The sequence below is a fragment of the Bacteroides sp. 11BF genome (genome assembly GCF_019633765.1).
GTDB lineage: Bacteria > Bacteroidota > Bacteroidia > Bacteroidales > Bacteroidaceae > Bacteroides > Bacteroides hominis.
In genome coordinates this window covers 38,657-52,951 of sequence record NZ_JAFKPJ010000016.1, presented here as the reverse complement: position 1 = coordinate 52,951, position 14,295 = coordinate 38,657, and the positions used below count along the sequence as shown (strand labels likewise).

Genomic DNA, 14,295 nt, shown 5'->3' with positions numbered 1-14,295 from the left:
AATCTCAACCGGAAGCCAACAATTGACAATATGATAAAAAACTTCGGGCTTTATGCATTTATATCCGTTTTATATGTAACTTTGTCGCCATTAAAACCAACTAACATTGGAAATTTGACAATTCAAAGACTTAAAAACAGATATCATGAAAACAACAGGATTTTTAAAAACAGCAGTATTATCAGCAGTTCTTTTAGTAAGCAGCATTACAGTTTGTGCACGGAACTATGATAACAATCTTATTTATAACTCTGAAGAAGAAAACGGCATGCTTGTAGGACAAACCGTTTATAAAATGGAAGGTTCTTCTTTGGCCAATTACATGAAATACAACTATAAATACGATACCAATAAACGTATGATTGAAAGTCAGACCATGAAATGGAACAGCTATAAAAATAACTGGGAAAATGATCTGCTCGTTCGCTATACATACGAAGGCAAAACTGTTACTACAAACTATTATAAATGGAATAACCGGAAACAAGAATTTATACTGGCTCCGGAAATGACTGTTACAATGGATAACCCTAATCTATAGTTCTCCAATACTTTACTCTCTTAAAGATCTAACACAATACATACTCTGAAAAGACCGTTGCAGTAGCTTCGGTCTTTTTTTTGTGTCACGTGAAACATAAAAGAGTAAATCAAAGAAATGACCTTTAAAAGTACCCCTACAAAATAGCCGGAGTTTTTTCACAAAAAGCTCCGGCTTTACCCAACCAGTTAACTATCAAGAGAATTGTTTAATTGTTTAATACTGTTCATCTCAGTATTTTTTAAGAGTAATCGTACCTCACAAAGATACAAGCAAAGAGAGAGTACAACAACTCCTCTTTATCTAAAAATAGGATATATGGTTGCAGACAAAGGATAAATGGCAAAATAAAAGCTTATCTGACAGAAAAACCTTAAATTATACAGAAGCGTTCTTGCAACTCCTTCAAAAATCCCCGTGAAATAACTAAGTCCTCTTTATCACTAAAAGGAGGATAAAGCAGGCACTGCTTACTTTTAATCATTGCCAAATAATTGATGTTGATTATGGCCGACTGGCTGATCTGTACGAATGCATCGGAGTAACCGGTTATATCCCCAGCCGTTGTATTTTTCTTCAAACAAAGCTTTGTTTGATTAAAAAGCTCCACTTGCCACAAGCGCTTATCTTTCAAATATTCAAAATATCCTATTTCTTCAAGACGGAGAAATCTGAAACCTGTCACTGTACTGATCATAAATAGATCCCTACCGGGAATTAAAGTGCCGACAACAGAAGAGAAAGAGGGAATGGGTTGGGCAGCAGCCATTGTTTTACGGTAACGCTCAATAATCAAGTTCAGTTCTTCAGTATCATAAGGTTTCAGCAAATAATCGAAGGCTGACTCACGCAGAGCCTGCAGCAAATATTTATCATAAGCAGTATAGAAAACGACTTTCATGTCCCACAAGACCTGCTCACGAATCTCACTAAGCAAACGGATTCCTTGAATATCAGGCAATTCTATATCCAGGAACAAGAGGTCAGGATGTATATCCATGATAAGCTTCTTCCCTTTTGCCCCATTGCCGGCTGTCCCTTTTATCTCCAGATCAGCCTGCATTTCCAGATCCCGACGCAAAGCCTCAATAGCAGCCTTCTCATCATCTATAATAATCACCTTATACATATTTCCTATCTTTATAAATTGTAAGAATAGCCAAATGGTATATAGACTAAAACCTGTGTTCCGGTCTGCCCATTATTCGCCAGATTTTTTATCTCGAAACATATCTTCTCTCGATTTTTATCATTCAATAGCTGAATGGTCTGATAAAGTACCTTCAACCCTGTTCCTGTCCCACGCGCAGATGACATAGTTTGTGGTGAATATCCACGCCCATTATCACAAATATCAACCAATATACCATTGCCTCTCCGGCAGACTGATATGCGGAGCGACTTTAAACCTTCGATTCCGGCCAGCCCATGTTTTAACGCATTCTCTACCGGTATCTGTACAATCATTGAGGGGATGATCACTTGTTGAATATCCAAGCCCTCTTCGATCTTTATATCCATTGAAAAATCATCTCCGAGCCGTCCCTGCTCCAGACGAATATAGGTTTTCACAAATTCCAGTTCATCATAAAGAGAAACGCTAAGTTTCTCCGTAAACTCCAAACTCTTACGAAGCAGCCTGACCAGCTCCGTAAGATCATCACACAAAGCCCCGTCACCCTTAAACTGACTAATCTCACGATTCAGCACATTAAATGTAAAATGGGGTGAAATCCGGTTCCGAATATTCTCCATGCGAAGACGCCCGATCTGATTGATATGCCGTTCCTGAAGAAACATACGCTTCTTCTTCATATACCAATAAATACATCCTGCCACGACAACAGATACAATACAAACCAAAGCCCATATATATGCTGTCAGTTTCAGTTCCTTCATCTCCCCTCTTTGTTTCTCAATCACCAACTCTCTACGCATCACAATCGTATCCTGCCGATAACGCATATCCAATTCTGCAACGCGAGTACGAACCCGTTCATTGCGAATAGAATCATTAAGTTGAAGATCGTATTTCTGATATTCATAAGCCTTTTTATAATCCCCTACCCGTTCGTAATAATGCTGAAGATAGTGATTACGTATGTTTATCATATTGGCATCTATATGTCCATAATTGGCCGAGCGTTTGATAATTTGTCCGGCAAGAGCCACATTCCCCTTTTTAAGTGCAAGCTCAATCATTTGTGTCTCTATGTAATAGAGTGCCGATTGATTCCCGATTTCGGAGAAGAACCTATAACTTTCGTCCAGATATAGTTGCGCAGAGTCCAGTTTATTGGTTATCACATAAAGCTCACCGAGATTTGCCTTACAAAGATTCTGCTCAAAAACCATTTGCGGATAAGACTCTACCACATCCAATGCACGACTGATGTAACAGACAGCCTGGGGGTAATCTTTCTTATAATAAAAATGATTTCCCCGGTTATTCAGATAAGTCCATTTCTCAGAAACGCTCATCCGGTCAAAAAAAGCCCCGGCCAACTCATAATAATGATTGGAAAGTTCAAAGTCGCGCAATTCCATGTATGTCTGTCCGAGACCATAGTAAACCGGAAACTTATTACGATCCGGTAATCCGAGGGAATCGCAAAGAAACAAGGCCCGGCGATAGTAATACGCAGCATACGTATAATCTCCTTTATGAACATTGGCATCAGCCAGATTTATGCATAAGTCAGGCAGATAGCCCGGCTCCTTTCCATGTAACCTTTCTTTGTATGCTTTTTCATAGGAGATGATTGCAGAGTCGGGCAGAGTACGCTGCATCAGAACGTTACCCTCTATATTATAAACGGTAGAAAGCAAATCATGTACCTCCGGTGAAGGTGTAACCTTGTCGCAAAAACGCTTAATAAACTGATTATAATACAGGATTGAATCAAAATCCGCTGTAACAAAATAAGATTTGGAATAGAATGATAAAAGACGGTAATAGGATAGGCTGTCAGAGGTGCCCGATAAGGCTTGTCGCAACAGATGACGTGAATATTGAGTATTGGTAAACAATGAATCCTGGGCGCACCGTTCCACAGAGTCCGGACTCATGCCCGGAATAGCTAAATCAGAATGGCTTGTGTTTTGTTTACAGCCCGTTAACAGTAATAACAAACAAAAAAATACAATTGCCCGGTTTGTTTTATGCCTCATTGTTTTGATTTCACGTGTAATACCCAACAAAAATACATCCTTTTTTTAAATTCGATAACAAACGAACTACTTTTTATGCGCAATTATTCATATCTTTGTAGCCAATATAATTAGAATAGCCTCATAATGAGTCCACTGAACTTCACTCACATCCTGACACAAACAGTCGATGAGCTATCGGAAAGCGAATCATACAAAGGACTGTTTCACCAACATAAAGACGGTGAGCCATTGCCCTCGCCACGGGTATTGTGCGATGTTATCGAATTAGCGCGCTCCATTCTCTTCCCGGGATATTACGGAAACTCAACAGTCAACAGCCGCACTATCAACTACCATATCGGTGTCAATGTAGAAAAACTGTTCAATCTGCTCACAGAGCAAATTCTTGCCGGATTGTGTTTTGGCAATGGTGACCAATGCAATGAATGCACCGAGTCGAAACGTGAAGAAGCGGCTCGTCTGGCGGCTAAGTTCATCAGTAAACTCCCCCATCTGCGTCGTGTTTTGGCCACAGATGTGGAAGCAGCCTACAATGGTGACCCTGCCGCACAAAGTTTCGGTGAAGTGATCTTCTGCTATCCCGCCATTAAAGCGATCAGCAACTATCGCATCGCACACGAACTCCTGGAATTAGGAGTACCGCTAATTCCGCGTATCATTACCGAAATGGCACATAGTGAAACCGGAATCGATATACATCCGGGTGCAAGAATCGGCACACATTTCACCATTGACCACGGTACCGGTGTGGTGATCGGAGCCACAAGTATCATTGGCAATAACGTGAAACTCTATCAGGGAGTGACACTGGGTGCAAGAAGCTTCCCCCTGGATGCTGACGGCAAACCGATTAAAGGTATTCCACGCCACCCCATTCTGGAAGACAATGTGATTGTCTACTCCAACGCTACCATTCTGGGGCGGATTACCATCGGACGTGACGCCACCGTAGGCGGTAATATTTGGGTAACCGAAAACATACCGGCAGGAGCCAGAATCGTACAGACAAAAGCAAAAAAATAATATAATTAACAACATTAAAACGCCGGTCGCACGGTCCATAACCGGAGCATTAACACACTGGCATGTTATCCATTTTATGAGCGAACAATTTGAAATGATTGCCAAAACCTTTCAGGGACTGGAAGAGATACTGGCAGGGGAATTGACAACACTTGGAGCAAACGACGTACAAATAGGACGCCGTATGGTTTCTTTTACCGGTGACAAAGAGATGATGTACAAAGCAAATTTCTGCCTGCGTACTGCAATCCGTATTCTAAAACCCATCAAGCACTTCACCGCAAAAGATGCTGACGCTGTTTACGAACAGATCAAAGCCATTCGCTGGGAAGAGATCTTGGATGTAGACAAGACTTTTGCCGTTGACGCAGTAGTATTCAGCGATGAATTCCGTCATTCCAAGTTCGTCTCTTACAAAGTAAAAGATGCCATTGTCGACTATTTCCGCGAATTGAACGGAAAGCGTCCTTCTGTACGCATCAGCAAGCCGGATGTACTACTGAACATCCACATTGCACAGACCACCTGTACCCTCTCACTCGACTCTTCGGGTGAATCACTTCACCGGAGAGGTTATCGCCAGGAAGCTGTAGAAGCTCCATTGAACGAGGTTCTGGCAGCCGGGATGGTTTTAATGACGGGATGGAAAGGCGAGTGCGACTTGATTGACCCAATGTGTGGCTCGGGTACTATTCCCATCGAGGCGGCTTTAATTGCGCGTAATATTGCCCCGGGAGTATTCCGAAAAGAATTTGCTTTTGAAAAATGGGGAGACTTCAATCAGGATCTGTTCGACCGGATATACAACGATGACAGCCAGGAACGTGAGTTCACCCATAAGATATATGGTTACGACAATAACCCGAAAGCCAATGAGATAGCAACCCATAATGTAAAGGCAGCGGGAGTATCGAAAGACATTATCCTGAAATTGCAACCATTCCAGCAATTTGAACAACCGGCTGAAAAGTCGATTATCATAACCAATCCCCCTTACGGAGAACGTATCTCGACCAACGACCTTCTGGGACTGTATAATATGATCGGCGAACGCCTCAAACATGCTTTTGTCGGAAACGATGCATGGATACTGTCTTACCGTGAAGAATGCTTCGACCAGATCGGACTGAAACCGAGTATAAAAACCCCGTTATTCAATGGTCCCCTGGAGTGTGAGTTCCGCAAATACCAGATCTTCGACGGTAAATATAAGGAATTCAAGGGTCAGGAAGGCAGTGATGAAAACAGCGAACGTGCTCCAAGAGAAAGAAGAGAATTCAAGCCACGCCGGGAAGAAGGCGGATTCAGAGGGGAAAGAAGACCGCGTGAAGAACGTAGTTCGGGATACGGAGACAGAAAACCGAGAGAATTCAAAGGGAATCGTGAGCCAAGAATCGAGAAACCTCAGGAAGACTAAGCTATTTCCCGACAGAAGCTTGTAAATGGATGAATCGGCTGCCATCCGGCTCTTCGTGCCTGAGCACATCGTCCTTGCCCGGATAAGCGCTGTCATCCAGTCAAGAACGACGAACTTGGGCAGAGTACAAATCAAAGGATCTAAATAATGATAAAGCAAATCATGAAAACCAACAGTAAACAAAAGAATGCTTTATTAGTAATGCTCTTATCTTTACTAATACCAAACGTTATGGCACAAGAACCCAAAACGCCGACCTTGGAAGACCTGATCCCGGGCGGAGCCACCTACCGTTCTGCTGAGAATCTGTTCGGCCTGCAATGGTGGGGCGATGAGTGTATCAAACCGGAAATAGAGGTAGTGTTCATGATAAATCCCAAAAACGGGAAGGAAACACCACTGACCACCCGTAATATAGTAAACAAGGCGTTAGAAGCCGGCAACCACGGTAAATTGCAACACTTCCACAATGTCAGCTTCCCATGGCCGAAGAAAAGCCTGATGCTGATCAGTCTGCCGGACAAATACATCGTTTACGATTTCGACTACCGCGAGATTATCAGTACGCGCCCAGTTCCCAAAGAAGGCGTCAACAGAGATTATCAGCCCGAAACGGGGCATGTGGCCTATACCATCGGCAATAATCTTTATGTAGACGACAAAGCCGTAACCAACGAACCGCAAGGCATCGTATGCGGCCAGGCTGTCCACCGCAGAGAATTCGGAATCCAAAAAGGGACCTTCTGGAGTCCTTCGGGCAACCTGCTCGCTTTCTACCGCATGGACGAAAGCATGGTGGCCCAATATCCTTTGGTTGACATCACCGCTCCCATTGCCGAAGTCAACAACATCCGTTACCCGATGGCGGGAATGACCAGCCACCAGGTGAAAGTGGGCATCTATAACCCTGCTACCGGAAAAAGCATCTATCTCAATGCCGGAGACCCGACCGACCGCTATTTTACCAATATCAGCTGGGCGCCGGATGAAAAGAGTCTCTACCTGATAGAACTGAACCGCGACCAGAATCATGCCAAGCTCTGCCAGTATAACGCCGAGACAGGCGACCTGATGGCTACTCTTTTTGAAGAGGAAAACGACAAGTATGTAGAACCTCAGGAACCGATTATTTTCCTGCCCTGGGACAGCAGCAAGTTTATCTACCAGAGCCAGAAAGACGGCTTCAGCCACCTCTACCTGTACGACACAAGCGGCAAGCAACTCCGCCAGTTGACCGAAGGCGAATGGCTGGTTAAAGAGGTGCTGGGTTTCGATGCCAAGAAGAAGGAGATTATCATAGCAAGCACGGAGTTCTCGCCCTTGCAGAGCAACTTGTTCCGCGTGGATATAAAAACCGGGGCACGTACTCCTCTGGGCAGTGGCGAAGGCGTGCACAGCGGCAAACTAAGCCCTTCGGGACGCTACCTGATTGACCAGTACAGTTCTCCAAGCGTTCCGCGCAGCATCAATATCCTTGACGTACAGAGCGGTAAAAGTGTCAATCTGCTCACGGCAGCCGATCCCTTTGCAGGCTATAAGATGCCAAGCATCGAAACCGGTACCATCAAAGCAGCAGACGGCAAAACAGACCTGTATTACCGCCTGGTCAAGCCGGCAGACTTCGATCCGAACAAGAAATATCCCGCCATCGTCTATGTATACGGCGGCCCCCATGCACAAATGGTCACCAATGGTTGGCAGAATGGAGCACGCGGCTGGGACATTTACATGGCCAACAAAGGCTACATCCTGTTTACCGTGGACGGACGCGGAAGCGACAACCGCGGACTCGATTTTGAGAACGTCACTTTCCGCCAGCTGGGCATTGAAGAGGGAAGAGACCAGGTGAAAGGAGCCGAATTCCTGAAAAGTCTCCCTTACGTCGACGGAAACCGCATCGGAGTACACGGCTGGAGTTTTGGCGGACACATGACCACTGCCCTCCTCCTCCGCTATCCCGAGATCTTTAAAGTAGGTGTAGCCGGCGGTCCGGTCATCGACTGGGGATATTACGAAGTGATGTACGGCGAACGCTACATGGACACTCCGCAAAGCAACCCGAAAGGGTACAAGGAGTGCAACCTGAAAAATCTGGCGGGTAACCTGAAGGGACATCTGATGATTATCCATGACGACCACGACGATACTTGCGTGCCGCAACACACCCTTTCGTTCATGAAAGCCTGCATCGACGCCCGCACGTATCCGGACCTATTCATCTATCCGTGCCACAAGCACAATGTGTCGGGACGCGACCGTGTGCATCTGCATGAAAAGATAACCCGTTATTTCGAAGACTATTTATAAAGATATAAATCCTCAAAAAGACATGAAGATATTACTGTTAGGTTCGGGCGGCCGTGAACACGCCCTGGCATGGAAGATCGCCCAAAGCCCGAAAGTAGAAAAGCTGTTCATCGCGCCCGGCAATGCCGGAACCGCTGAAGTAGGCGAGAACGTAAACATCAAAGCAACCGATTTCGACTCTTTAGGAGCATTCGCGCTTGAAGAGAACATCGACATGATTGTAGTAGGGCCGGAAGACCCATTGGTAGAAGGTATTTACGACCGTTTCCAGAACAATCCCTGCCTGAAAGAGATTGCCGTCATCGGCCCGTCGAAGGAAGGAGCCAAGCTGGAAGGCAGCAAAGAGTTCGCCAAGGAATTCATGCAGCGCCACCACATACCGACAGCCCGCTACCGGAGCGTAACGGCCGATACACTGGACGAGGGACTGGCATTCCTCGAAACGCTCGAAGCCCCCTACGTGCTGAAAGCAGACGGACTTTGCGCCGGTAAAGGTGTACTGATCCTGCCTACCTTGGAAGAGGCTCAAAAAGAGCTGAAAGAGATGCTCGGCGGTATGTTCGGCAATGCCTCGGCAACGGTGGTCATCGAAGAGTTCCTGAGCGGCATCGAGTGCTCCGTATTTGTGCTGACGGACGGCGACCATTATAAGGTGTTGCCTGTGGCCAAAGACTACAAACGCATCGGTGAAGGAGACAAAGGGCTTAATACCGGCGGCATGGGCAGCGTGACTCCCGTCCCGTTTGCCGACGAGGTGTTTATGGAGAAGGTGCGCACCCGCATCATCGAACCGACCGTCAACGGACTGAAAGCCGAAGGCATCGTCTACAAAGGCTTCATCTTCCTGGGACTGATCAACGTAAAAGGCGAACCGATGGTGATCGAATACAACGTCCGCATGGGTGATCCCGAAACGGAAAGCGTGATGCTGCGTATACAAAGCGACCTGGTAGAATTGCTGGAAGGCGTGGCCGAAGGTAACCTCGACACCCGGTCACTCGTCATCGACCCGCGCACGGCCACTTGCGTGATGATGGTCAGCGGAGGATACCCTGAAGCCTACCGGAAAGGGTACGCCATCAGCGGACTGGAAGCAGCCCGGGCAACGGACAGCATCCTGTTCCACGCCGGAACAGCCATGAAGGACGGCCAGGTGGTGACCAGTGGCGGACGCGTGCTCGCCATCTGCTCTTACGGCAACGACAAGGCCGGGGCACTGGCACAATGCTACAAGGTGGCCGACATGATTGACTTTAAGGACAAGAACTATCGCCGCGACATCGGCTTCGATTTATAATGAGAAACCAAAGACTACAAGGCCGGATAACGGCGGGCAGATTCACACTGCCTGTCGTTATCTTTACGTGTATCGCCTGTTGGGTGCTGACCTCCTTTCTACTGCCCGGACTGGAGACGAAAGAGTCGGCCTACTCTCTGTGGGATATCGTAAACATACCCGCATGGGCCAACCGCATTGTCAGCTTCCTGCTCTTTGCCGCCATCGGTTATTTCCTGATAGAGCTGAATAATACGTTTGCCATCATCCGCATGAGGGCATCCGTGCAGACATCGCTTTACTTTCTGCTCATCACGGCCTGTCCCGGCATGCACCTGCTCTATGCGGGCGACATTGCCGCCGTAGCCTTTCTCATCTCGCTTTATTTCCTGTTCAAGAGCTATCAGGACCCCCGGCCCGCCGGATACCTGTTCCACTCGTTCGCCTTTCTGAGCGCGGGCAGCATCGTGTTTCCGCAACTGACGTACTTCATCCCCATCTGGCTGTTGGGGGCATCCAACTTCCAGGCGCTCACGTTCCGCAGCTTCTGTGGGGCAATGACAGGCTGGAGCGTCCCTTACTGGTTCTTACTGGGACATGCGTTCTTCCACAACGAAATGGCGCTTTTCTATCAGCCGTTCGTCAACCTGATCAGTTTCCGGCCCATCGACTTCGGGCACGATTTCCGTTTGTGGGAAGTCGTCACGTTAGGCTATCTGTTCATCCTGTATGTGGTCAGCTCGGTGCATTGCATCGTGGCAGGATACGAGGATAAGATACGGACGCGCGCTTATCTGCATTTCCTTATTTTCCTCAACTTCTGCATCTTCCTGTTCATCGTGCTGCAACCCACCCTGAGCATGAATCTGCTTTCGCTGCTGCTGATTGGCGTCAGTATCCTGGTGGGACACCTGTTCGTACTGACCAACAGCCGGACGTCCAACCTCTTTTTCATCGGTTCGATGGTTGCCCTCATCGCCTTATTCTGCTTTAACATATGGACGCTTTTATAGAAACCGTTTCACAGATACTCATTGACTGGGGTTATCCCGGCCTGTTCATTTCGGCGCTGCTGGCCGGAAGCATCGTCCCATTCAGTTCGGAGATCGTACTGTTAGGGCTGGTGAAATTAGGGCTCGACCCTGCTCTCTGCCTCATTTCCGCTTCGTTAGGGAACACAGCCGGAGGGATGACGTGCTATTACATGGGGCGCCTGGGCAGAGTAGACTGGATTGAGAAATACTTCAAGGTCAAGAAGGAGAAGATAGACAAGATGCAGCGTTTCCTCCGGGGGAAAGGCGCCCTGATGGCTTTCTTTGCCTTCCTGCCGGCCATCGGTGAGGTGATATCGATGGCCTTAGGATTCATGCGGAGCAACGTGTGGCTGACCACCGCTTCGATGTTTGCTGGGAAACTGATACGTTACATCATCCTGCTGAAAGCGATGCAGGAAGCCCTGAACCTGGTTATGTAAAGAACTGAAAGATGGAAAGAATCATTGAATATACTGCCGACGGAAGTGCCACTCTCTTCGTTCCCGAACTGGACGAGCACTATCATTCCGTCAAAGGGGCCCTGACGGAGTCCTCGCATATCTTCATCGACATGGGGCTGAAGACTTCCGCCGCCCCCTCGCCCCGCATCCTCGAGATAGGGTTCGGAACGGGGCTGAACGCACTGCTCACACTGATCGAAGCGGAAAAGTCGGGCAGGCAGGTACACTATACAGGTATCGAGCTCTATCCCCTGCCGTGGGAAACGGTGGAGAAGCTCGGGTATACTAACGAGGAAAGGCGGGCGACCGGCGACGAACAGGCTGCGCAATGGATGAAGGCTCTCCATACATCGCCCTGGGGAGAAGACGTGCGGATCACTCCACATTTCACCCTGAGGAAGATACAGGGAGACTTCACAAGCATGGAGTGTCCGTCGCCGATCGCTGATCATTCACCGTCCATCGCTGATCATTCACCGCTATTCTCCCTTATCTACTTCGACGCTTTCGCGCCGGAGAAGCAGCCGGAGATGTGGACGCAAGAACTATTCGACCGCCTGTACGTTATGATGGAAAAGGACGGAATACTGACTACGTATTGCGCCAAAGGAGTGGTACGGAGGATGCTGCAGGCAGCAGGATTCACCGTGGAACGGCTTCCGGGCCCTCCGGGTGGCAAAAGGGAAATATTGAGGGCGAAGAAGATACCTCTCACCACGGAGGACACGGAGGACACAGAGAGCATTTTCTCTTTCATATCTTAAAAGCAAGAGATTAAAACTCTGTGCCCTCTGCGTCCTCTGTGGTGAACTAAAACGATAACAAGGATAACCATTATGAAAACCAACCGAATACAACAGCCGACAGTCGCCCCCGCCTTCCCCTTCCCGGGGAGAGGAACCGGAGGTGCGGCCGTCTTCGCTTTTCTTTTTCTGCTCCTCCTTTCCGCCTGTTCCGGGCGTGGAAAGGACAGTACCGGCGAACGGATCATCACCGTCACCATGGAGCCGCAACGGTATTTCACCGAAGCCATCGCCGGAGACAAGTTTACCGTACGCAGCATGGTGCCCAAAGGCAGCAGCCCCGAAACATACGACCCCACCCCGCAGCAACTGGTGTCGCTGGGCGAGAGCGAGGCGTACCTGCGCATCGGATACATCGGCTTCGAACGTTCGTGGATGGACCGGCTGATGAACAATACGCCCCACATCCAGGTGTTCGACACTTCGAAAGGAGTAGACCTGATCTTTGAATCCGCCTTCGATCACGGCGACCACCGCCACGAGGGAGGCGTGGAGCCGCACATCTGGAACTCGGCAGCCAACGCACTGATCATAGCCGGAAACACGTTCAAGGCGCTCACCGTGCTCGACAAGGAGAACGAGGCATACTACAAAGCCCGCTACGACTCGCTCTGCCAACGCATCGAGCAGACGGACAGCCTGATCCGCCGGACGTTGTCGGCACCCGGAGCCGACCGTGCCTTCATCATCTACCACCCGGCCCTCTCTTACTTTGCACGCGACTACGGGTTACACCAGATCAGCATCGAGGAAGGGGGTAAGGAACCCTCACCCGCCCACTTGAAAGGGCTGATGGATCTCTGCCGCAAAGAAGGGGTACGGATCATCTTCGTGCAGCCGGAATTCGACCGCCGCAACGCTGAAATCATTGCCCGGCAGACCGGAACACGGGTGGTACCCATCAATCCGCTTTCGTACGACTGGGAGGAGGAGATGCTGAACGTAGCGAAGAGCCTCAGCGGATTCACCACAGAATAGTCATGAATAAGAGTTCACCACGGATTACACGGATTAACACAGACCTTTTTATCCCAGAACCAACAAGACAGAATATCAATCTGTGTTAATCTGTGTAATCCGTGGTGAACTCCCAATCCCCAACCAACCTATGGATAAAGAAAGAAACAGCCACAAGCATACGGAAGGAACAGCCTCTGCCTCCCTCCTCTCCATCCGGGGCCTTTCGGCCGCCTACGACGGACGCACTGTGCTCCACGATGTCAACCTGGAAGTCTACGAGCGTGACTTTCTCGGCATCATCGGTCCCAACGGCGGGGGTAAGACCACCCTCATCAAGTGCATCCTGGGACTGCTCCGCCCCACGGGAGGAGAGATCGTCAAGCATCACGAACCGCTCACGACGGGCTATCTGCCGCAGTATAACTCGATCGACCGCTCCTTCCCCATCTCGGTTCTGGAAGTGATCCTGTCGGGACTGAGCTCAAAGAAATCGCTGATCAGCCGCTTCGACGACCCTCAACGTGAGAAAGCCCGCCAAGTCATCCTCCGCATGGGACTCGAGGGACTGGAACACCGTGCTATCGGGCAGCTGAGCGGCGGACAACTGCAACGCGCCCTGCTGGGACGCGCCATCATCAGCGACCCGCAACTGCTCATTCTCGACGAACCGAGCACCTATATCGACAAGCGCTTCGAAGCCCGCCTCTACCAGTTGCTGGCCGAGATCAACCGCGACTGCGCCATCATCCTTGTCAGCCACGACATCGGGACGGTGCTGCAACAGGTGAAGAACATCGCCTGTGTGAACGAAACACTGGACTATCATCCGGCCGCAAGCGTCAACACCGAATGGCTGGAACGGAATTTCAACTGCCCCATCGAGCTGCTGGGACACGGCGCGCTCCCCCACCGGGTGCTGGGCCCGCATTGCCATTGCCACGAGAGCGGCGAGGAGCGGTGAACGCCGCCGCACAGATGGCGGATTGATAAATAAAAATCACAAAACGCTTGGCGCGAAACATTTTCTTGCCTATCTTTGAAACGATTATTAGAAAATTATTAATGAACACACCTTCCGGGGCAAAAAAGCGGTGCACCGCTCCCGGAAAAACGATGCACCGTTCTGTGAAAAACGGTGCACCGCTATTTTAAGAACGGTGCACCGTTTCTTCACCCCCTCCACAACATACCGTAGGGGCGATAACCAAAGCGATCAACCTATAATCTATTTATAAACCAGGAAAGGACGCCCCCGTACCCCATCGCAAACACTTTCGCCTTTGAGCGCGAGTCCGCCAT

The 14,295-nt window shown here is 48.8% G+C and carries 12 protein-coding genes; 10 read left to right on the top strand and 2 right to left on the bottom strand.

The genetic code is table 11. The annotated features are described in order from the left end of the window. The first annotated feature begins 145 nt into the window (after positions 1-145). The gene (locus JZY04_RS16195; protein WP_005779642.1) at positions 146-541 is read left to right on the top strand and encodes a DUF3836 domain-containing protein; all 396 of its coding nucleotides are present in this window, start codon (positions 146-148) and stop codon (positions 539-541) included. A gap of 373 nt (positions 542-914) precedes the next feature. Here JZY04_RS16195 and JZY04_RS16190 read toward each other — a convergent pair whose 3' ends face one another. Next, entirely contained in the window at positions 915-1,670 is a 756-nt protein-coding gene (locus JZY04_RS16190) for a LytTR family DNA-binding domain-containing protein (protein ID WP_122143265.1), read from the bottom strand. Between the two features lie 11 nt (positions 1,671-1,681). Beyond that, positions 1,682-3,712 (bottom strand): histidine kinase, encoded by a 2,031-nt coding sequence (locus JZY04_RS16185; protein WP_122143285.1) that lies wholly within the window; start codon positions 3,710-3,712, stop codon positions 1,682-1,684. Between the two features lie 126 nt (positions 3,713-3,838). On the opposite strand from JZY04_RS16185, the gene JZY04_RS16180 reads away from it, so the two are divergent. The 9 genes from JZY04_RS16180 to JZY04_RS16140 all read left to right on the top strand — a co-directional run bounded on the left by JZY04_RS16180 (position 3,839) and on the right by JZY04_RS16140 (position 13,957). Continuing rightward, a complete protein-coding gene (locus JZY04_RS16180) occupies positions 3,839-4,738 on the top strand; it encodes a serine O-acetyltransferase (RefSeq protein WP_005779645.1) in 900 nt (299 codons plus the stop codon). A gap of 76 nt (positions 4,739-4,814) precedes the next feature. After that, positions 4,815-6,155, top strand: a complete 1,341-nt coding sequence (locus JZY04_RS16175; protein WP_005779647.1) for a class I SAM-dependent RNA methyltransferase — start codon at positions 4,815-4,817, stop codon at positions 6,153-6,155. A gap of 162 nt (positions 6,156-6,317) precedes the next feature. Then, on the top strand, positions 6,318-8,462 hold the full coding sequence (locus tag JZY04_RS16170) for a S9 family peptidase (protein ID WP_181996487.1): 2,145 nt from the start codon (positions 6,318-6,320) through the stop codon (positions 8,460-8,462). A gap of 22 nt (positions 8,463-8,484) precedes the next feature. Continuing rightward, complete coding sequence (gene purD, locus JZY04_RS16165) at positions 8,485-9,759, top strand: phosphoribosylamine--glycine ligase (protein WP_022011637.1); 1,275 nt, start codon at positions 8,485-8,487, stop codon at positions 9,757-9,759. Further along, positions 9,759-10,751: a hypothetical protein gene (locus tag JZY04_RS16160; RefSeq protein WP_005822576.1), complete on the top strand. Its 993-nt coding sequence runs from the start codon at positions 9,759-9,761 to the stop codon at positions 10,749-10,751. Before purD ends, JZY04_RS16160 begins: the two co-directional genes overlap by 1 nt. After that, positions 10,736-11,212, top strand: a complete 477-nt coding sequence (locus tag JZY04_RS16155) for a YqaA family protein (RefSeq protein ID WP_005779653.1) — start codon at positions 10,736-10,738, stop codon at positions 11,210-11,212. The genes JZY04_RS16160 and JZY04_RS16155 overlap by 16 nt, the downstream gene beginning before the upstream one ends. Positions 11,213-11,223: 11 nt before the next feature. Then, on the top strand, positions 11,224-11,997 hold the full coding sequence (gene mnmD, locus JZY04_RS16150; protein ID WP_122143263.1) for a tRNA (5-methylaminomethyl-2-thiouridine)(34)-methyltransferase MnmD: 774 nt from the start codon (positions 11,224-11,226) through the stop codon (positions 11,995-11,997). 72 nt (positions 11,998-12,069) lie between these two features. Beyond that, positions 12,070-13,014, top strand: coding sequence for a metal ABC transporter solute-binding protein, Zn/Mn family (locus tag JZY04_RS16145; RefSeq protein WP_005779657.1), 945 nt, complete (start codon positions 12,070-12,072; stop codon positions 13,012-13,014). Between the two features lie 130 nt (positions 13,015-13,144). Continuing rightward, complete coding sequence (locus JZY04_RS16140) at positions 13,145-13,957, top strand: metal ABC transporter ATP-binding protein (protein ID WP_032542689.1); 813 nt, start codon at positions 13,145-13,147, stop codon at positions 13,955-13,957. The last annotated feature ends 338 nt before the right edge of the window (positions 13,958-14,295 follow it).

What these genes read in the sequence shown, in the direction of transcription:
- JZY04_RS16160 (WP_005822576.1), top strand. Translation starts at nt 9,759, where the DNA reads ATGAGAAACCAAAGACTACAAGGCCGGATAACGGCGGGCAGATTCACA.
- JZY04_RS16140 (WP_032542689.1), top strand. Translation starts at nt 13,145, where the DNA reads ATGGATAAAGAAAGAAACAGCCACAAGCATACGGAAGGAACAGCCTCT.
- JZY04_RS16175 (WP_005779647.1), top strand. Translation starts at nt 4,815, where the DNA reads ATGAGCGAACAATTTGAAATGATTGCCAAAACCTTTCAGGGACTGGAA.
- JZY04_RS16190 (WP_122143265.1), bottom strand. Translation starts at nt 1,670, where the DNA reads ATGTATAAGGTGATTATTATAGATGATGAGAAGGCTGCTATTGAGGCT.
- purD (WP_022011637.1), top strand. Translation starts at nt 8,485, where the DNA reads ATGAAGATATTACTGTTAGGTTCGGGCGGCCGTGAACACGCCCTGGCA.
- JZY04_RS16155 (WP_005779653.1), top strand. Translation starts at nt 10,736, where the DNA reads ATGGACGCTTTTATAGAAACCGTTTCACAGATACTCATTGACTGGGGT.
- JZY04_RS16180 (WP_005779645.1), top strand. Translation starts at nt 3,839, where the DNA reads ATGAGTCCACTGAACTTCACTCACATCCTGACACAAACAGTCGATGAG.
- JZY04_RS16145 (WP_005779657.1), top strand. Translation starts at nt 12,070, where the DNA reads ATGAAAACCAACCGAATACAACAGCCGACAGTCGCCCCCGCCTTCCCC.
- mnmD (WP_122143263.1), top strand. Translation starts at nt 11,224, where the DNA reads ATGGAAAGAATCATTGAATATACTGCCGACGGAAGTGCCACTCTCTTC.
- JZY04_RS16170 (WP_181996487.1), top strand. Translation starts at nt 6,318, where the DNA reads ATGAAAACCAACAGTAAACAAAAGAATGCTTTATTAGTAATGCTCTTA.
- JZY04_RS16185 (WP_122143285.1), bottom strand. Translation starts at nt 3,712, where the DNA reads ATGAGGCATAAAACAAACCGGGCAATTGTATTTTTTTGTTTGTTATTA.
- JZY04_RS16195 (WP_005779642.1), top strand. Translation starts at nt 146, where the DNA reads ATGAAAACAACAGGATTTTTAAAAACAGCAGTATTATCAGCAGTTCTT.